The sequence below is a fragment of the Parabacteroides sp. D25 genome, assembly GCF_000307475.1.
Taxonomy (GTDB): Bacteria; Bacteroidota; Bacteroidia; order Bacteroidales; family Tannerellaceae; genus Parabacteroides; species Parabacteroides distasonis.
On record NZ_JH976502.1, the window covers coordinates 21,750 to 40,878 of the forward strand.

The window sequence follows — 19,129 nt, forward strand, 5'->3', positions numbered from 1 at the left end:
TGAATATGAAAGGACTTTATTTGATTTTGTTATCGTTCCTTTTCGGTTGTAATTTACCGGATATGCAGACCGGGAAGGAGGTCTCTTATTATTTTGACCAACCAGCGCAGATATGGGAAGAAACCTTGCCTTTGGGAAACGGCCGTATCGGTATGATGCCGGATGGTGGTATTGAGCGGGAGAATGTGGTCCTGAATGAGATCTCCCTGTGGTCCGGAAGTAAGCAAGATACGGACAATCCTTATGCGTATTACTCTTTGGCGAATATTCGTCGCCTCTTATTTGAGGGACGGAATGACGAGGCACAGGATTTGATGTATAAAACTTTCGTCTGCAAAGGGACCGGGAGTAATCTGGGTGACGGTGCGAACGCTCCGTATGGGAGTTACCAATTATTCGGAAATCTAGTGCTGAGATATATGTATCCGAATGAATCGGATTCTATCGCTGAGTATCGCAGGCGGTTGAACCTAAGCGAGGCTATCGCTTCCGTCTCTTTTAAAAGGGGGAATGTGAATTATCAACGGGAAATGTTTACCTCTTTTTCCGGGGATCTGGGAGTGATTCATTTGGTAGCGGACGCAGATCGGGCCTTGAATTTCTCATTGGGTATGAATCGTCCGGAACATGCGACGATCTCTTTGGACGGAAAGGACTTGCTGATGCGGGGACAATTGCCGGACGGGGTGGATACGTTGGAGATGAAAGGGATGCGTTTCGCCTCTCGTGTCCGTATCGTCTTGCCGAAGGGGGGAGATTTGACCGCAACGGATAGTAGTTTATCGGTGCGAAGTGCCTCGGAAGCGATTATCTTGGTAAGTTTAGGTACGGATTATTTCGATAAAGACGGTGTCGGACAATTCTTGGAAAAATACTTATCGCAAGCGGAATCTAAGGATTTCTCCACCTTGCGCCGGGAACATACGCTCGCTTATCGCTCCCTGTTTGATCGGGTCTCTTTGGATTTGGGAAAAGGCGAAAGGGATCATCTTCCGATCCATGAGCGTTTGGCCGCTTTCGCTCAAGATAAGAACGATCCGGGATTGGCGGCTTTATATTTCCAGTTCGGTCGATATTTATTGATTTCCTCGACCCGGCAGGGATTACTGCCCCCGAATTTGCAGGGCTTGTGGTGTAATACGATTCATACGCCTTGGAACGGGGATTATCACCTAAATATTAATTTACAGATGAATCATTGGCCAGCGGAGGTAACGAACCTTTCCGAGTTGCACCTTCCGCTAATCGAATTGACGAAACAGCAAGTCCCTAGCGGCGAACGTACGGCCAAAGCTTTTTATAACGCACGAGGATGGGTCACGCATATTTTAGGTAATGTCTGGGAGTTTACCGCCCCGGGCGAACATCCGTCGTGGGGCGCCACGAATACATCCGCCGCATGGCTATGCGAGCATTTGTACACGCATTACCAATATACATTGGATAAGGCGTATTTGAGGGATGTTTATCCGACGATGAAAGGGGCTGCCCTATTCTTTGTGGATATGTTGGTGCAAGATCCCCGGACTAAATATCTGGTGACGGCACCTACTACCTCTCCGGAAAACGCTTATAAAATGCCAAACGGAAGTGTCGTGAGTATTTGTGCCGGATCGATGATGGATAATCAGATCTTGCGGGAATTATTTACGAATACCATTGAGGCTGCTGGGATTTTAGGTGTGGATAGCGCGTTCGCTGCTGAGTTGGCGGCGAAACGAGATCGCTTGATGCCTACGACGATCGGTAAAGACGGCCGTATTATGGAATGGCTCGAGCCGTATGAGGAGGTAGAGCCTACCCATCGTCATGTCTCTCATTTATATGGGCTTTATCCCGGGAATGAGATCTCGATAGAGCATACGCCGGAGTTGGCAGAGGCGGCTCGTAAATCCTTGGAGGTCCGTGGCGATCAAAGCACGGGCTGGTCTATGGCTTGGAAGATTAATTTCTGGGCCCGTTTACAGGATGGTGATCATGCTTATAAATTGCTGGGTGATTTGTTACGTCCCTGTGTAGATGAGCATACGAAGGAGGTGAAGGGAGGAGGTTCTTATCCTAATTTGTTTTGTGCCCATCCTCCTTTCCAGATTGATGGTAATTTTGGAGGAACAGCCGGTATTGCGGAGATGCTGATACAGAGTCAATCCGGATTGATCGAGTTCTTGCCCGCTTTGCCATCCGCTTGGAAAAATGGAAGCTTTAGCGGTTTAAAAGTCCGGAATGGCGGGGAGGTGTCGGCTAAATGGACGGAAGGTCTGTTGACGGAAGCTCGATTGAAAGCGATCGTTCCCGGTTCTTTCCTGATCAAGCTTCCGGCGAATTCCGCGAACATGAGCCTCAAAAAGAACCAAAAGCCGGTTTCCCTACCTGTAGTCGATGGAAAAGTAACAGTGGACTTGTTACAAGGGGAAGAGTTTGTGTTGCAATTCTAAGTTACCATTCTGAGGGGATGAGACGCAGCATGCTGCGTCTCTACAACAAATGAGAAAAATTTAATATAACGGTAATCTATAAATGAAACCGATCGAAAGGCGTGCGGTGTCGTCCAAAGAGGCATCGAGCGCCTTCGCTCGTTCAGATAGGTTATATTTTTTACCTATGGCAGTCAAGAAGATATGTAGATTATCATCGGCCATCGGATAGAACTCTAGTCCTCCTTGATACCCCCATGCCGTACGGTATTTTCCTTTCTCGTAAGTATCGTAGGCTTTATAGATCGATGCGCTTTCATACATTCCTTTTGCGAATAGTTGCCATTTGGGATGAAAACGATATTGTATTTCTCCCACCAGCGAAAGATAATCGATGTTTTGCATACGAACTGGTGGTTCCGGTTCCTCTTCCTCTTCTCCGGCGACTTCGGGCTGAGTCAATTCGGTCAATAATCCTAACGGATCTAATTTCCCCCGTGAATACATGACATCGAAATAAGCATAGACCGGTCCGGCCTCTATACTTTGACCGGTAAAGACGCTATACATATATTTTCCTTGGGCTTGCTCTGCGGCGGATACGGAGTATCGTAAATGAATCAACTCATCCAGAAAGTTACCGTTCCAGTTCAATGTGTAAAACAAGGGAACTCTCGGTTTCTTAAATCCTTCCGGCAGACGTCCATACTCATCTTCCATCGATCCCATACGACTGTTCGTCACCTGTAAGCGGATCTCTTGTGACTCATTCGGCTGATACCCCAGCCCGATTCCCGTAAGGTAGCAAAGGGAGTATTCATTCATATCGCTATACTCATAAATAAGCAAAGGATTCTCGTCGTACTCAAAACCACCGTAGAACACATCTTGTTTTCCGGCGGTTAAGGTAAAACGCTCATTCAGTTTATAGCCAATATACGCATATTCGATCGACTCATTCAAATTCTCCAAGGCTTGTCCCTCATAACCGCCATTCAGCGTTTGGCGATACCAATAGAATAACCGATCGTTCACTTCTCCGGTAACATCAATTTTGACATCCCTGAAACGAAAGGCGGCTTCATCCAGCTTCCCCGAGAAAAAGTCCGCGTTGAATCCTGCATGCATCTCCAAGTCCAGATTGAAAACCTTGTTGCGTTTCGGAATCTTAGTTGCGTATTCAAAAAGAGATACCGAAGAAGAATCCCGCTCTGGGATCGGAGAATTTGTCTGAGCGTAAGACGTTAACGCGGAACCGATAAATAAGAAGGCCGACAGCCAAGCCACTGTGAGTCGTTTCATTTACTGATGTTAATTATTAAAGTGGCCGCAAAGATACGAATTATTGCTCGGTTTTGCCCATATGCTTCATGACTTTAGCGTCCAGATAGAAAATGAGTTCTTCCGCTATATTCGTACAATGATCTCCGAAACGTTCCATTTTCCGGATAACACCGGCCATATATAACCCTGCCAACGCGCTACCTTTATGCTCCTCTATATATTTGGCGATAATAGCGGTAGAATTATGATTGATCTCATCGATCAAATTATCCTTCAAGAAGATACGGGAAGCGATCTCTGAGCTTTCTTTCTCAAAAGCCTCTTTGGTGAGTGAGATCATGCTTAATAACTCCGACAGCATTTCTTCTACCCGGGTTTCCTTGACCAGTTGCGGGTCAATCGGTTCCCCCTCGGGAAGGTTTCCTGCGAAACGGGCGATGCTTTCTGCGAAATCTCCCAGACGCTCTAGGTTTGTATTAATCTTATACATCGCCAATACGAAACGTAGGTCGATCGCTACCGGTGCGTACAAGGCGATGATATCCTCGCAATCACTGTCGATCTTTAGCTCGAAAGCATTTACCCGGCGTTCCCGGCTGATTACCTTATAAGCGAGTTCCTTATCTCCGGTAAGCATAGCCTCCCCTGCGTTGTATAATTGCTGGTGAACCAATGCCCACATCTCACTGATACTATTTTTTAAAGAATGAATCTCCTGCTCTATAACCTTCATACTCTTCTAATTTTCAATTTTTAATTTTCAATTACCCAAACCGTCCGGTAATGTAATTCTGTGTAGACTCTTTCTCCGGATTGGTGAAAATCTTCCGGGTATTATCATATTCAATCAATTCCCCTAAATAGAAATATCCGGTCTTGTCGCTAACACGAGCCGCTTGTTGCATATTATGGGTAACGATTACGATCGTATAATCATTTTTCAGCTCATGTATCAAATCCTCGATCTTACTGGTTGAAATCGGGTCCAACGCGGAAGTCGGCTCGTCCATCAACAAGATAGAAGGCGAGATCGCCAAGGCACGGGCGATACATAAACGTTGCTGTTGTCCGCCGGAAAGAGCGAATGCCGATTCTTTCAGTTTATCCTTTACCTCGTCCCAAAGGACGACCTGCTTTAAAGTCTTGACCACCGTCTCCTCAATATAATTCTCATCGTTGACACCGTTTACCCGCAGGCCATAAGCGACATTCTCATAAATCGTCTTAGGAAAAGGATTCGGTTTCTGGAAAACCATCCCCACGTTTTTACGTAAGCGATCCACTCTCTCGCTTTTCGTATAAATATCCCTTCCATCAATCAGGATCTGACCTTCCATGCGAGTGTCCGGAATCAAATCATTCATGCGGTTGAACAGGCGGAGGAAAGTAGACTTTCCGCAACCGGACGGTCCTATGAAAGCGGTGGACGTATTCGGCTCTATCTCCATGGAAATGTTCTTCAATGCATGGAAATCCCCATAATAAAAGTCTACGTTTTTAGCATCAATCTTTATCATAATTGTCTTATTTTTTTAATTCATTTTTACCTTCTTGGCGAAATAACTACGTAAAGCGTTCGCTAAAAGGTTTACTAATAATACGATGACGATCAGCACGAGCGCCGTGCCATAAGCCATCCCCCGGGAAGCCTCGATATCTGTACCGCTTGTAGAGATAACATATAAGTGGTAAGGTAATGCCATACATTGGTCGAAAATACTTTTCGGCAATTGCGGCAAGAAATAAGCGGCCACCGTAAAAAGGATAGGAGCGGTCTCTCCGGACACACGCCCGATCGAAAGAATCAATCCCGTAATAATATTGGGGAACGCCATCGGTAGCACGACCCTGCGGATGGTCTGCAACTTCGTAGCCCCTAACGCTAGGCTACCGTGACGGAAAGAATCATCGATACTTTTCAAAGCCTCTTCCGTCGTGCGGATGATAAGTGGCAAGGACATCAGCGCCAAGGTAAACGAACCCGCTATAATAGAGTCTCCCCATCCCAAGGTACTTACGAATAGAGACATACCAAATAACCCGAAAACAACGGATGGGACACCGCTTAGGTTATTCGTCATGATACGGATGAAACGGATGAGTTTCCCGTTTGTGGCGTACTCGTTCATATAGATACCACTCATGATGCCGATGGGAAAACTAATCAAGCTACTTCCGATCACTAAATAGAGTGTACCTACGATAGCCGGAAAAATCCCCCCGGAGGTCATGCCCTCTTGGGGTGCTTGTGTCAGGAAATCCCAACTGATCACGCTCGCTCCCTTTAAGATAATGAATCCCAGTATTACGAATAAGATCACTACGACCAAATAACTCAGGAAAGAAAAGAAACCGAAAGCAACCTGTTGAGAGGCCCGTTTCCTCTTGTCTATATTCCCTAAATGTTGAATAGGTGCCATATCTTTAATTAAATTTTACGTTTGGATGAAATATATTCTACGGCGATGCTCAACCCCAAGGTGATGAGGAACAACACGGCTCCCAGCATAAACAAGGCTTGGTAATGCGCTCCACCTGCGGGAGCCTCACCTAATTCCGCTGCTATCGTGGCAGGAATTGTCCGTACCGGTTCGAAGAACGAGGTAGGGATAACGGCGGCGTTTCCGGTTACCATCAATACGGCCATCGTCTCACCGATCGCACGTCCTATACCTAATACGACAGCGGACGTGATACCGGATATGGAGTAGGGGATTATTACTTTGTAGATGGTTTGCCATTGCGTGGCTCCCAATGCCAAGCTGGCCTCTTTCATGGCTCGTGGGGTAGTTCGCATGGCATCTTCCGCTACCGTGATGATGGTCGGCAACGCCATGATCGCTAAAACCACGCTTCCGGCGAAAGCGGTCTCGCCTACCGGAAGGTCTAAGGTCTTTTGGATAAGGGGAACGATCACCACCAATCCGAAGAAACCATAAACGACTGAGGGAATACCTGCCAATAACTCGATAATAGGCTTTAGCAAATTACGGGTTTTTGTATTGGCAATCTCTGCCATATAGATCGCTACCGCTACTCCGAAGGGGAGGGATAAGGCGATCGCACCTATACTTACTAAAAGTGTGCCTAGTAATAGAGGGATCAAGCCAAAGATCGGAGCGGGAGCGGAGGTAGGATACCATTTCGTCCCTCCAAAGAACTCCGAAGGTTTGATCGTGGCTCCCGATATGATTTTTCCCGTAAAGTTCTCCGACTTGTATTGTTCCGGAAAGAATGCGATAATCCCCGGCTCTTTATGGATAAGTTCATTGATTTTCTCGGGAACATATTGAAATTCTTCACCTAGCTCTTCTTCCGTATAATAGTTGGTTAGGTCCGAGAAACGGAAGACAAGTATATCTTGATTTTCTCCGTTTAAATCTTCCCAATTGGTGATATTGGCATCGAAGACATCCATGATTTGCTCGGGAGACAAATGTTCGACTGGATTTTCCTGATTCACAGCCAATATATATCCTTCCTCTACCTCCGGGCTGTTAAAAAGACCTGCGGCCTCTTTAAATAAGAAGACAATGATCAACAAGATCGTAAAGCTACTGACGCTTCCACTGATCAAGAATCCTCCTTCCACTAATTTTTCTATAAACTTTCTCACAATCTTTGCCTATTTATTCTGCTGCAAAGAAAGAGCCTCTATATTAAGGAGAGATTAAACCCGCTTGAAAGAATTGTTTCAAAATTATTACAAATGTATTACGCATTGTCTGCTATGAGAATAGGGCATGAGTTCGGTTGAACCCATGCCCTATGAATTATGCCTGTAATATGTTTGTATTACTTATTATACTTGTTCCAATCCACATTGTGCATATCGCCGCTGGCCGCTAGTTCCTCATGGAAAGCGAAACAGCATTTCAGGTTTTGAGGCGTATGTCCCTTGATACCCATAGCGAGGTATTCTTCCAATAACGGTTTGTAATCCGGATGAACACAATTGTCGATGATGCAACGAGCGCGTTGGATCGGAGATTTACCGCGTAAGTCCGCTACACCATATTCCGTGATAATGATCTTCACGGAGTGCTCGCTATGATCCAAGTGAGATACCATCGGTACGAACGCGCTGATCTTACCCTCCTTCGCTGTAGACGGAGTCGTGAAGATCGATAACATAGCCGAACGGGTAAAGTCGCCGGAACCACCGATACCATTCATCATACGAGTACCGGATACGTGCGTAGAGTTAATATTACCGAAGATATCAGCCTCCAAAGCCGTATTGATAGCAATCAAGCCTAAACGGCGGGCAACCTCCGGATTGTTAGAGATCTCTTGCGGACGAAGCAATATCTTATCCTTGAAGAAATCGAGATTTGCGTAGATCTCACGGATTACCTCATTACTTACGGACAAAGAGCAACCGCTGGCGAATTTAACGCGACCTTGTTTCATCAATTCGATAACCGCATCTTGAATAACCTCAGTATATACATTGAATGCGGGGATAGACTCATTAGCTCCCATGCAGCCCAAGACTGCGTTAGCCACGTTACCTACACCACTCTGCAATGGAACGAATTCTTTCGGAAGACGGCCGGCCTTGATCTCGCTAACCAAGAAGTCCGCAACGTTTTTACCGATCGCCATCGTAACATCATCCAGCGGAGAGAATTTTCCACCTTCATTCGGCTCATCGGTTCTTACCACACCAACGATCTTAGCCGGGTCTACTTTTACACAATCGTTACCGATCCTGTCAGAAGGAGTGTAGATAGGGATCTCACGGCGTAAAGGAGGATCAGCCGGCTCGTAAATATCATGCATACCGCGGATTTCTTTCGGGTGACGGCAGTTCAACTCAACGATGATACGGTCTGCCATACGACAGATAGTAGGTAAGATACCAACACCTGAAGTCGGAACGATCTCACCATCCTCAGTAACATCGGCAGCCTCTACGATTGCGACATCAATCTTACCCAAGAATCCGTAACGCAAGCTTTGTGCCAATTCAGACAAGTGCAAATCGAAATATTGTGCCTGATGAGCGTTTAATGCGGCACGTAAGTCTTTGTTAGATTGGTACGGTGTACGGAATTTGATGGCGTTAGCGCGAGCCAACTCTCCGTCTAGCTTATCACCAGTAGAAGCGCCGGTAAACATACCGATTTGAAAAGGGTTACCTTTAGCGTGTTCTTCCGCTGCCTTCCGGGCGATAGCTCCGGGAACGACTTTCGGGCATCCTGCGGGTGTAAAACCACTGAAACCGACATTGTCATTATGATGCACATAAGATGCGGCTTCTTCAGCTGTAATAAATTTTAATGCCATGATAATTAGTTTTTATGTTTTTAGGTAAATACTTACTGTTCAATATTTCGGGCGCAAACTTACATAAAATTACGCTGAATCGAATATAAGTGTGGCGTAAATTAATACTTCCGGTTTAGAATCTCCGCACAAATGATCGCTTTCTTCAATTCCTCGATGTCTCTGAAGGTATCTTCTGGCATAAGCCCCGGTTCTTCCTCGATAGCACTCATCCTTACGGATGGCTGGGTCGCGATATGATTCGGGATATTCTTCTCGGCGGAAAGGAATGGAGATGAGGCAGGCGATGAGGTTACGACTTGCGGTTTCTCAACCTTTGACTTTACCTGCTTTTGTCGGGGAGCGGGCTTAGGTTTTTGCGTTTCCTTTTGCATATCCTCCAATATCTCCCAGAAGCCTTTTCCTTCTGTAGGCTGGTCATTAGGCACAATTTCCCTGTCGGGTTGCCCCAATATATCGGGGCGACTCTTCTTCTTTTTGTCTTTCGAACTGAATAAGCCACTGACGGCGGCGATAATCAGGAAAACAATATATAACCAATCTCCTACGTTATCCATAAACTTTGATTATTTTTGCACCTCCAAATGTAAGAAGAATAATTGAGAAGTGAAAAGATGGGAGTATATAAAACATCAGATAGGTATAAAAGTAAATAAGGGTAACTTCACAGCCACCCTTATTCGATTTAACCAAAACCTTAACTATGAAAAAATTTACGTTTTTCGAATGCAAATATAACGGTGGGATTCGAACTATGCAAGCGTTTGCGTAATTATTTTTAAGAATCTTGCTTATTTAAATTATATTAACATATAGTATGGTAAATCAAGAAAACGGTGTGGACTTAAAATCCGCTACCCAAAGCGATGAACGAAAGTTGTTTATCGAGACCTACGGCTGTCAGATGAATGTGGCGGACAGCGAAGTTGTAGCTTCTATCATGAAGATGGATGGCTATAGTATGACGGAGAATATCGAGGAGGCGGATGCCATCTTCGTGAATACTTGCTCCGTACGCGACAACGCCGAACAGAAAATCTATGGGCGGCTACAGTATTTCCAGTCTTTAAAACGGAAAAAGAAGTCCTTAATTGTCGGTGTATTGGGATGTATGGCCGAACGAGTGAAGGAAGATCTGATCCATGTGCATCATGCCGACTTGGTGGTAGGACCGGATTCTTATCTGGACTTGCCGAACTTGGTGGGAGCGGTAGAGCACGGAGAGAAAGCGATCAACGTGGAGCTTTCTACCCAAGAGACCTATAAGGATGTTATTCCTTTGAAGTTACCGGGCGTACATATCTCCGGTTTCGTGTCTATTATGCGCGGTTGTAATAATTTTTGTACGTATTGCATCGTACCTTATACAAGAGGACGCGAGCGTAGCCGGGATATCGAGAGTATCTTGAATGAGATACGGGATATGCACGAGAAAGGCTTTAAGGAAGTTACGTTGTTGGGACAAAATGTAAACTCCTATTCTTTCGAGAAAGAAGGTGAGACCATAACCTTCCCGATCTTGTTGGATCGTGTGGCGAAAGAGGTTCCCGATATGCGAATTCGTTTTACGACCTCCCATCCGAAGGACATGAGCGATGATACCTTGCGTGTGATTGCCGCAAACGACAATATCTGTAAGTTTATCCATCTACCTGCCCAATCCGGCAGCAGTCGCATCTTGAAGGTCATGAATCGTAAATATACCCGTGAATGGTATCTGGACCGTATAGCGGCGATCCGTCGTATCGTACCGGATTGCGCTATCTCGACTGATTTATTCTGCGGTTTCCATTCCGAGACCGAGGAGGATTATCAAGAGACTTTATCCTTGATGCGTGAAGTGGGATATGATAGTGCTTTCTTATTTAAATATTCCGAACGTCCGGGTACATATGCCGCTAGCCATTTGGAGGATAATGTACCGGAAGAAGAGAAGGTACGTCGTTTGCAAGGTATGATCGATTTGCAAAATAAGTTGTCCGAGGAAAGTAACTTGCGGGATATAGGCAAGACTTTCGAGGTTCTGATAGAAGGATTCTCGAAACGTTCCCGTGAGCAATTGTTCGGACGAACCAGCCAAAACAAGGTGGTTATCTTTGACAAGAAGAACTATCATGTAGGTCAATTCATAAAAGTCAAGATCCATAAGGCTTCCTCGGCAACCCTGTTCGGGGAACCTGTGGAGGAATAAGAAAAAGAAAACGCCAATACGTTCCATTTCGAGCGATATTGGCGTTTCTCTTATTATCTTCTATCTTTGGAATATCTCCGGGTATTTGTTGATGAAATAAACCGGCGTGCAACTCCATGCGTGGCAATAACTATTGATCGGGAAAAATCCGTAAGGTGATAATTCGTCATTGTTCGGATCATATACCTCCCAGAATGTATCGGCTCCTTTATTCACCATGCCGCCCCAATAACTGGTTAAGAGCGAACGGGCCTCTTGCCGCATTCCACATTTCAACAAGGCTTCCATTACATAATGATAAGCGTACGGACATCCCGGATAGCATGCGTCGGGCATCGATAGGACGGTGGCCATCGCTTTTGCTCCTTCCTTGGCGGTAAGCGTCTCCGATAGGATCATCCACACTTGTGATAGGTAAGACACCTGACGGTTAGGGCCGCTTACGATCACCCCGTTCTTTTGGTCATAGAATGTTTTCCGGGCGGCTTTCTTTATCTGGCCGGCGATACGAGGCCAGTCTCCAGCCTCCTTCTCTTTTCCCAGCATTTTAGCCAGCTCATAGCTTTTCTCTAATGAGAATGCCGTAAGTCCCTGCATGGATGCTTGGCGATCATAATTATCTTTCCAGTCGAATACCAACCAATAAATCGGCTTCTTTTGCATATCGTAGATCCAATCGTCCGAGTATTGACGCAAGGCCATCTCTATTTGGCGGACCACTACCGGCCATAAGTCCAAGGCGACCTCCTTGTCTCCGGTCTCTTTCAGGTATTCCAGCAACGCTACGTTATACAGCAGGGAATAGTCCAAGCAATGCGTACCGTTTTGCGGATGAGGGGTCGGTGTCTCCAATACGGTGGCGTGCAGCAGTCCTTCATCATTGGCTAGAGCCGCTAATAAATAGAGGCAACGTTTCGTCAAGTCGTGGTTTTTATACGACCATGCGTTCGCTAGCGCCTCCAGATACAAGTCTCCGATCCATAACCGGCGATCCCGTTTCGGGCCATCCTCATAGACGGTCTGCATACATTCTTTTAATGTAAGCAATCCTACCTCATTGATTTTACGGATCAAGGGATCGGTCGTGGAAGCCAGTGGCAATGGAGCCGTCTTAGCCGATGTCTGCGCACGGAACGTTAGCTTGTCGAAGGCGAAATCGAAACTGGAAGCGCCTAGCAACTCTATCTTGAGATACCGAAAAGACACCCTTCTGGGGATGGAGGCCTCGATGGGTACGGTCATTAACGTCATCACCTCATCTTGTAGCCAAGCCCTTGACAGACCGCCCGGATAAGGGTCGAAAGGCGTGTTCAATTCCGAGGGAACTTCGGCGAACGTGAATTTGATACGTACCGGAGCGTCCGAAACCTGTTGGCTAAGGAGCTTGAGCGAGAAATCCAAATACCCCGTCAGATGCTCACCGAAGTCAACTATAACCGATGGATGTTTCTTCAGGGACTCATTGAATAACAGATCCGTGCTTCCTTCGTCCCGCATGCGCCAACCTTGGTAGGCTGACGCATCTTTGATGGAAGTGACCCGTTTGACCGGCTTATGTTCCGTATAGGTTAACACTGGCTTGCAGGCCTCACTCTTTTGAAGCCATGAAGCGCTTTCTTTGAAATAACGACTTTGTGCTGATAGGGTGAATACACCGACACAGCATAGTAAACTTAGCAGGATTTTCATATGTGCTCTTTTCATGATGCGAATATAAGAATAACTTCGTTAATATCCGGGATTTTGTTTAAGCTCGCTGTTCAAGTCGATTTCTCGCAGAGGTATGGGCAACAAGCATTTATCTGGGTTGAACAGATAAGCGTTCGCCACGGGTTGAACACCGTCGGGCCAATAATAAGATTCGGGATTTGCCTTTATCTTTTGTCCATGTCGTGTCATGACTTCCACGGCTCGTCCCGTTCTCAGAAGGTCTGTCCAGCGTTTGTTCTCGAATGCCAGCTCGATCCGTCTCTCTTGGTAGATAGCCTCTCTCAACGCATCTACATTCTGGGATTTGACAGGAGCTAATCCCGCCCTTCCCCGGATACTTGCTTGCCCGAAGGTGTCATTCAGATAATGGATAGCCTCGTCCGGCCTATTCTGCTCGTTGATAGCTTCCGCCAGAAAGAGCAATACCTCCGCGTACCTGTAGACCGGCCAGTTGTCATCCGTGTAATAGGGCTTTATATGCTCATGAAAATATTTTTTGATAAAAGGATAAGCGGTTATTCCCGGAGCTGGCTCATAGTCAACTATACTTTTCACGCCGGTAGCGTCGAGGGCGTAGCTATCGGTGAGCTTACCTTCCACCATACCGATGGATGCGTCCAACCGTTTGTCTCCCTTTTCGTATGCGTTGATTAGATCGATCGTAGGGGTGTTAAACCCACCATGGTCTACGTTGGAAGGACAAGGATTAGGGGTTGTTCCCGTGATGGCAGACGGATTCGTCATATAGGGCAAGAATCTGTATATGAAATCACTTTGTTGTTCTAATGAGGCGTCTTGCATGTATTGGATCTCGAAGATAGATTCCTTATGGTTCTTGTTCGAGATGGAATAGATGGAGCCGTAATCCGCTAATAACTCATACTCGCCTGAGGATACCACCTCTTTCAGCGTTTGTTCTGCTTCCGCCCATCGTTTTAGTACCATGTATACGTTTCCCAATAAGGTCTGTGCGGAGCTTTTGGAAACTCTTCCTACCTCTTGCCTTGATTTTACAGGTAGGAGATCACTGGCTTCTTGTGCGTCTTTCATGATTTGCTCATATACTTCGTCTACGCTCGCACGGGGTTTAAATGCCTCCTCATACACGGTAGAGGGTGTCGTATGCAGAGGTACGCCGCCAAAGTATTGTACTAGGTTGAAATAGCAGAATGCCCGAAGGAACAAAGCTTGTCCTTTGAGGTTGCTTTTTGCTTCTGCGTCAAAATCCGCTTGGTCTATTTCTGAGATAATCCGGTTACATCGTCCGATGATTACGTAGCAGTTATTATACTTCGTACCGACATTACCATTGGTGGATGTCTCAAGGAACTGATCCGGATCTTCTCCGTCTAAGGATGATTTGGCGATATGGATGATATACGTCGTATTATCCGATTTGGCCTCTCCCAGATTCCACTCTTCCGTGTTGTACATGTTCTGTAAAGGTTCGTAAGCTCCATTTACGGCTTGCCTGAAATCCTCCTCGTTCTGGTAGAAGTTCTCGGCGGTGATCTCGCTATACGGCGTAAGATTCAAGAAATCACTACAGGAGGCACAACTACATCCTAAAGCGATGCTTATGGCTATATTGAATATCGTTTTCATATATTTCGTATAATTAGATAGTTAGAAGTTAACATTTAAACCCAGCGTAATGGTCCGTGGAACGGGATAGGTGGTATAATCGAATCCTTGTTGCAAGCTATTCGCCGTTGTTCCCGTATTGCTGATATTCACCTCGGGATTAGCGCCGATGTAGCTAGTGAACGTATATACGTTCTGGAAACTGACGTAAGCTCGTAATCCTTTAATGATATCCCGGTTTCTTAACGGAACTTGGTAGCCTAAGGTGATATTCTTGATTGTCAAGTAGTTTCCGTTATAAAGGAAACGGGAACTGAACCAGTCACGTTCTGGTGCCGTGGTACCCATCTTGGTCGTTCCATAACGGCCGTTACCCGGATTCTCCGGTGATTTCCAGCGATTGTCTACCGCTTTATACACGTTGAACACACCATCCAGATTTCCAGCGAACTGATCTACCATATTGGCTAACTCAAAACCAAAACCGCCGGATACGACAATTGACAAATCGAAATTCTTGTAGGTGAACGAGTTTGTCATGCCTACTATCCATAAAGGGACCGGATTGCCGATGATATCGCGGTCATCCCCTTGGGTAACTTTGCCATCCCCGTTCACATCCTTGAAGCGAATGGTTCCGACATCGGCTTGTGCGTGTTTCGGGTATTTGTCGAATTCTTCCTTGTTCTTGTAGACCCCTTCCCATACTAAGCCGTAAAACTGTCCGATCCGTTCCCCGACTTGCGTGATGTTGTTACCGATGATCGGGGCGTCATCTACACCCAGTTGCAAGCATTTATTGTCATTGTAAGATATGTTCAGGTCGGTAGTCCATTGTAATTTGCCTGTCAGGTTCTTGGAGGATACGCTTAATTCATGTCCCCAGAACTTCAGTTTGCCTGCGTTCGACTGGATGTTGTAGAAGCCGGAAGAGATCGGTACCTCTAGCGAGAACAGCAGGGCGTCCGTTCGCTTGCTATAGTAATCGTACATGATGGATAAGCGATTATTGAAGAAACCGACATCCAGACCGACATCGACTTGCTTATTCCTTTCCCAGCCCAGATTCGGGTTTCCCATTCCCGAGATGCTTCTGCCGCTGGCCAAGGCGTTATTGAAGTTGCTGTTCGTGGTGGTGATCGTCGCCAAATGCGTATAGTTACCGATCTGGTCGTTTCCCACGATACCGTAACTGATACGGGCCTTGAGGAAAGAGATCGTTTTCTCCAATGGTTTCATGAACTCCTCGTCCGAGAGTATCCAGCCCGCCGATACGGATGGAAAATTACCCCAACGATTGTTCTTACCGAAACGGGAGGAACCATCCCTACGCATCGCTGCGCTTAAAAGGTACTTTCCTTTGTAATTATAGTTTATACGGCCGATATAGGATAAAAGGGACCATTCGTTTATGTTTCCATCCGCCGTGATGGTAGGGGCGGCATTGAATGTCGATATTTTATCGTCGGGAAAGTTCGTTCCGGTCACCATCGTATATTCGCTATGGTATTTTTGTGCGGATATGCCGAACAGGAGATCAAAGGAATGATCTTTTATCTGCTTGCTGTAGGTGGCGGTATTCTCCCACAGCCAAGTGTAGAATAGATTATTGGATTCCTTCGCCTCGGGGATCTGATAGGGAGCCTTATAGATCTCTCCGGAGGTGGAGGGCTTGAACGAGTTCCATTTATTCTGTGTCAAGTCCGCGTTGATGCTGGTCTTTACTTTTAAATCTTTGACCGGCTCTACCTCCAAGAAGGCGTTTGCGATCAGATGGGTGTTCTGGGTCTTGTTCTTGTTGAGGCTAACCACATTATACCAGTTCGGGTTATCGAACAATCCCGGCCCACTGGCCACAAGCGGAATACTGCCATCCTCATTCTTATAGGGTGCGAGAGGTGTTGTCAACATAGCTCCTTGCAGGATGGAACCTTTATCTTCCGTCCAGTTACCGTCCGATTGCGGGCTATTATTGATGGAGAAGCTAGGCGCTAGGTTCACGCCTACCTTGACGATCTTCGAGAATACGTATTCCGTATTGGCTCGTGCGGAGAACCGTTGGTAATTAGAGTTTGTCAACACTCCGTCTTGGTTGAAATAGCTGGCTACGGTGGATGATTTAAACTTCCCGTCTCCGTTGCTGTACGACAAACTGTAATTCTGGATAGCGGCGGGACGGAATAATACGTCATACCAATCCGTGCCTTTACCCAGCGCTTCGGGATGCTGGTAAGCGGGATCGACCGCCAATCCGTTCTCTTCAGCGATCTCTTTCCTGAACCGTGCGTATTCGGAGGCATCCATCATATCCGGCCTCCCTTTCTCGGGTACGTATTGTATGCCTCCATATACGTCGACGCTTAGTTTTTTCCCTGATTGGGCAGTCTTTGTCTGTATCAATACGACTCCATTGGCAGCCCGGGAACCGTAAAGTGATGTGGCAGAAGCGTCTTTTAGCACACTGATACTTTCTATCTCGTCTGGATTGATCGTGCTGATATCGCCCACGATAGGCATTCCATCCACTACATAAAGGGGCGTGGTTCCTCCGGACAGTGACGCTTGTCCCCTGATTCGCATGGTCATTCCTTGTCCGGGTTTACCGGATACTTGATTGATTTGGACACCGGCGAACTTGCCTTGCATCTTTTGCGAGATCTGGGCTACGGGCATATCCGCCATCTCTTCCGACTTGATGGATTGCACGGAGCCGGTTACCGCCCGCTTGATCTGTGTTCCGTACCCGACTACTACCACTTCATCGAGCTTCTGCGTGTCTTCCCGCAGCTGTACCTTGATATGATTCTCTCCTGCGCCGACCATAACGTCCTTGCTGTTATAGCCGATAAAAGATACTTGCAGGGTTTCACCATCCGATAATTCGATCGAGAATTTACCATCTAGATCCGTGATTGTCCCATTATTGGTACCTTTCACCACTACGTTCGCCCCGATGATAGACTCTCCGTTGGCGTCAAGCACGACACCTGTCACTTTTCTTGTTCTCTGTTGAGTTACGGAATCATCGTTCCGCTCCGTATACGGGTTCTCTTGTGATGGATTTGTAGCGATAGCCAATGCCGGCGATACGCAGAGGAAGAGCAAAGACAATGATCCCATCGCCACATTCCAAGTTCTCATTTTACTTTTCATACTTTTCATTTGTTCATAATTGAATAGATAATGTTAACTACATACGATAAGTCTGATAGATTCAGATTAACTAATACATTATTAGATATACTCCATAGGCTATATGTTATAAAGTTATTAAGTACCGTAGGAACTCAATGGGTAATTTATGTATAGGATATTAGAGGAGAGTGGTTTAGGATTGATTGCGGATCTGTTATGTCATTTATCTAACAAGAAATGTCATTTTTGTAACCATTTGATTCTTATTACTTCCCATCTTTGCCATATCGAAAGAGAGAGATAGTAAGGATTTAGTTCCTACGGAACTGTGGTTTTTTCTTGCGTATTATTTTATAGTACACGTACGTAAATTATGTTTATAGCTTCCCTTTTCATAATAGCGACAGCTTACCTTGATTTTTATTAGCCGTTCTTTTGGGTTCTTAATGCATTGTACTGATATTTTTCTGGAGTGGTACCTTGAGTATGAAATGAAAAAACTAAATCATCTACCATATCTGCCATTATCTATATAAGTATCTAATTATAAGAAATTTGTTGAATGGTGGTAGATAATAAACATCTACCACTATCAGCTTGCATCTACCACTATTTACTGCTTTTCAACCACTAAATGCAGCCGTTCACTATTCGCTAACCACATTACTCGTTCTGCGAGGGTATGCCAACAGGTTGCCTGCTTGGTTATTTGTATACCTTGTGTACGGATTTAATGTATTGAATAATAGGTATTTATAGTTTTTTTAGGCATAAAACAAAAGTTTTCATAGCGGAAAACTTTTGATTTGTGCTTACGAAACTTTAGTTTTCCCTAGAAGAAACTTTAGTTTTCTCTAGGAGAAACTCTTTGTTCCCCTAAGGGAAATGTCTTTCAAAAATAACACGTTTTCTTATCCAATGCAAAGAAAAAGTATCAATGTCAAGTATAAGTGGTAGATGTTGAATGATAATTGTAGATGTCAGGCTATCTACAACCTATATGTAATGCTTTGATTTATAAAGCATACATGGCGTAGTGGTAGATATTGTAGATGTTTTCATAAAATCAATATTGTAGAATTCCTTTTATCTCAATTATGTATAGTTGCAGTCTGATATTTGGTTAGTTATGCTATTCCACATGCTTTAAGAAGAGAATCTTATAGCTTGTGATGATATAAAGTTTTTATGGTAGAAAATTTTGTTTACGTAAAAATATTTGATCTATAAGTATTCTGTAATAGATAAAAACGCCTAGTCTAAACGATCGTTTATTCTAGGCGTTAAAGATAGGCTATATTTTTGAATAAAACAAAATCCAGAGAAACTTTTAAAAATTGATTATCAACGCATAAACGTAAATATGGACGCTTATGCGTTGAATTCAATAAAACGCCAGAATAAAATGATCGTTTAGACTAGTCGTTTTATAACCGATGATTTCGCATAACTGCTTGTAAATGATGATTATGAGAAGACTGATATGCAGGAAACTACAGAGTTTATGAATATAGGGTAA

The 19,129-nt window shown here is 45.2% G+C and carries 12 protein-coding genes; 2 read left to right on the forward strand and 10 right to left on the reverse strand.

All coding sequences use genetic code 11. The features are described 5' to 3' along the window. Positions 1 to 5: 5 nt before the first annotated feature. Positions 6 to 2,435 carry a glycosyl hydrolase family 95 catalytic domain-containing protein gene (locus HMPREF0999_RS06960; protein WP_009275550.1) on the forward strand — a complete coding sequence of 810 codons (2,430 nt, stop codon included), beginning with the start codon at positions 6 to 8 and terminating at the stop codon, positions 2,433 to 2,435. A gap of 60 nt (positions 2,436 to 2,495) precedes the next feature. On the opposite strand, the gene HMPREF0999_RS06965 is transcribed toward HMPREF0999_RS06960, so the two are convergent. The 7 genes from HMPREF0999_RS06965 to HMPREF0999_RS06995 form a co-directional block, all read right to left on the reverse strand. After that, positions 2,496 to 3,716 (reverse strand): OprO/OprP family phosphate-selective porin, encoded by a 1,221-nt coding sequence (locus tag HMPREF0999_RS06965; RefSeq protein ID WP_009275551.1) that lies wholly within the window; start codon positions 3,714 to 3,716, stop codon positions 2,496 to 2,498. 40 nt (positions 3,717 to 3,756) lie between these two features. Further along, on the reverse strand, positions 3,757 to 4,431 hold the full coding sequence (gene phoU / locus HMPREF0999_RS06970) for a phosphate signaling complex protein PhoU (protein ID WP_005853873.1): 675 nt from the start codon (positions 4,429 to 4,431) through the stop codon (positions 3,757 to 3,759). 31 nt (positions 4,432 to 4,462) lie between these two features. After that, complete coding sequence (pstB, locus tag HMPREF0999_RS06975; protein WP_005853875.1) at positions 4,463 to 5,215, reverse strand: phosphate ABC transporter ATP-binding protein PstB; 753 nt, start codon at positions 5,213 to 5,215, stop codon at positions 4,463 to 4,465. A 15-nt stretch (positions 5,216 to 5,230) separates the two neighbouring features. Further along, complete coding sequence (gene pstA / locus HMPREF0999_RS06980) at positions 5,231 to 6,118, reverse strand: phosphate ABC transporter permease PstA (protein ID WP_005867077.1); 888 nt, start codon at positions 6,116 to 6,118, stop codon at positions 5,231 to 5,233. A gap of 8 nt (positions 6,119 to 6,126) precedes the next feature. Then, a complete protein-coding gene (pstC, locus tag HMPREF0999_RS06985) occupies positions 6,127 to 7,314 on the reverse strand; it encodes a phosphate ABC transporter permease subunit PstC (RefSeq protein WP_005853879.1) in 1,188 nt (395 codons plus the stop codon). Positions 7,315 to 7,493: 179 nt separating this feature from the next. Further along, on the reverse strand, positions 7,494 to 8,990 hold the full coding sequence (locus HMPREF0999_RS06990; RefSeq protein ID WP_009275552.1) for an acetyl-CoA hydrolase/transferase family protein: 1,497 nt from the start codon (positions 8,988 to 8,990) through the stop codon (positions 7,494 to 7,496). 101 nt (positions 8,991 to 9,091) lie between these two features. After that, positions 9,092 to 9,547 carry a hypothetical protein gene (locus tag HMPREF0999_RS06995; RefSeq protein ID WP_005853883.1) on the reverse strand — a complete coding sequence of 152 codons (456 nt, stop codon included), beginning with the start codon at positions 9,545 to 9,547 and terminating at the stop codon, positions 9,092 to 9,094. 260 nt (positions 9,548 to 9,807) lie between these two features. Here HMPREF0999_RS06995 and miaB point away from each other — a divergent pair, with 260 nt between their 5' ends. Continuing rightward, entirely contained in the window at positions 9,808 to 11,181 is a 1,374-nt protein-coding gene (gene miaB / locus HMPREF0999_RS07000) for a tRNA (N6-isopentenyl adenosine(37)-C2)-methylthiotransferase MiaB (RefSeq protein ID WP_005853885.1), read from the forward strand. Positions 11,182 to 11,241: 60 nt separating this feature from the next. Here miaB and HMPREF0999_RS07005 read toward each other — a convergent pair whose 3' ends face one another. Genes HMPREF0999_RS07005 through HMPREF0999_RS07015 form a run of 3 tightly spaced genes read right to left on the reverse strand, consistent with a single transcriptional unit; the run spans position 11,242 to position 17,628 of the window. Then, the gene (locus HMPREF0999_RS07005; RefSeq protein ID WP_008779921.1) at positions 11,242 to 12,885 is read right to left on the reverse strand and encodes a family 78 glycoside hydrolase catalytic domain; all 1,644 of its coding nucleotides are present in this window, start codon (positions 12,883 to 12,885) and stop codon (positions 11,242 to 11,244) included. 24 nt (positions 12,886 to 12,909) lie between these two features. Beyond that, the gene (locus tag HMPREF0999_RS07010) at positions 12,910 to 14,496 is read right to left on the reverse strand and encodes a RagB/SusD family nutrient uptake outer membrane protein (protein WP_009275554.1); all 1,587 of its coding nucleotides are present in this window, start codon (positions 14,494 to 14,496) and stop codon (positions 12,910 to 12,912) included. Between the two features lie 21 nt (positions 14,497 to 14,517). Continuing rightward, complete coding sequence (locus HMPREF0999_RS07015; protein WP_010184219.1) at positions 14,518 to 17,628, reverse strand: SusC/RagA family TonB-linked outer membrane protein; 3,111 nt, start codon at positions 17,626 to 17,628, stop codon at positions 14,518 to 14,520. Positions 17,629 to 19,129 lie beyond the last annotated feature (1,501 nt).

Excerpts from the sequence above, each read along its gene's own strand:
- HMPREF0999_RS06960 (WP_009275550.1), top strand. The coding sequence starts at position 6 with ATGAAAGGACTTTATTTGATTTTGTTATCGTTCCTTTTCGGTTGTAAT.
- HMPREF0999_RS06965 (WP_009275551.1), bottom strand. The coding sequence starts at position 3,716 with ATGAAACGACTCACAGTGGCTTGGCTGTCGGCCTTCTTATTTATCGGT.
- phoU (WP_005853873.1), bottom strand. The coding sequence starts at position 4,431 with ATGAAGGTTATAGAGCAGGAGATTCATTCTTTAAAAAATAGTATCAGT.
- pstB (WP_005853875.1), bottom strand. The coding sequence starts at position 5,215 with ATGATAAAGATTGATGCTAAAAACGTAGACTTTTATTATGGGGATTTC.
- pstA (WP_005867077.1), bottom strand. The coding sequence starts at position 6,118 with ATGGCACCTATTCAACATTTAGGGAATATAGACAAGAGGAAACGGGCC.
- HMPREF0999_RS06990 (WP_009275552.1), bottom strand. The coding sequence starts at position 8,990 with ATGGCATTAAAATTTATTACAGCTGAAGAAGCCGCATCTTATGTGCAT.
- HMPREF0999_RS06995 (WP_005853883.1), bottom strand. The coding sequence starts at position 9,547 with ATGGATAACGTAGGAGATTGGTTATATATTGTTTTCCTGATTATCGCC.
- miaB (WP_005853885.1), top strand. The coding sequence starts at position 9,808 with ATGGTAAATCAAGAAAACGGTGTGGACTTAAAATCCGCTACCCAAAGC.
- HMPREF0999_RS07005 (WP_008779921.1), bottom strand. The coding sequence starts at position 12,885 with ATGAAAAGAGCACATATGAAAATCCTGCTAAGTTTACTATGCTGTGTC.
- HMPREF0999_RS07010 (WP_009275554.1), bottom strand. The coding sequence starts at position 14,496 with ATGAAAACGATATTCAATATAGCCATAAGCATCGCTTTAGGATGTAGT.
- HMPREF0999_RS07015 (WP_010184219.1), bottom strand. The coding sequence starts at position 17,628 with ATGAAAAGTAAAATGAGAACTTGGAATGTGGCGATGGGATCATTGTCT.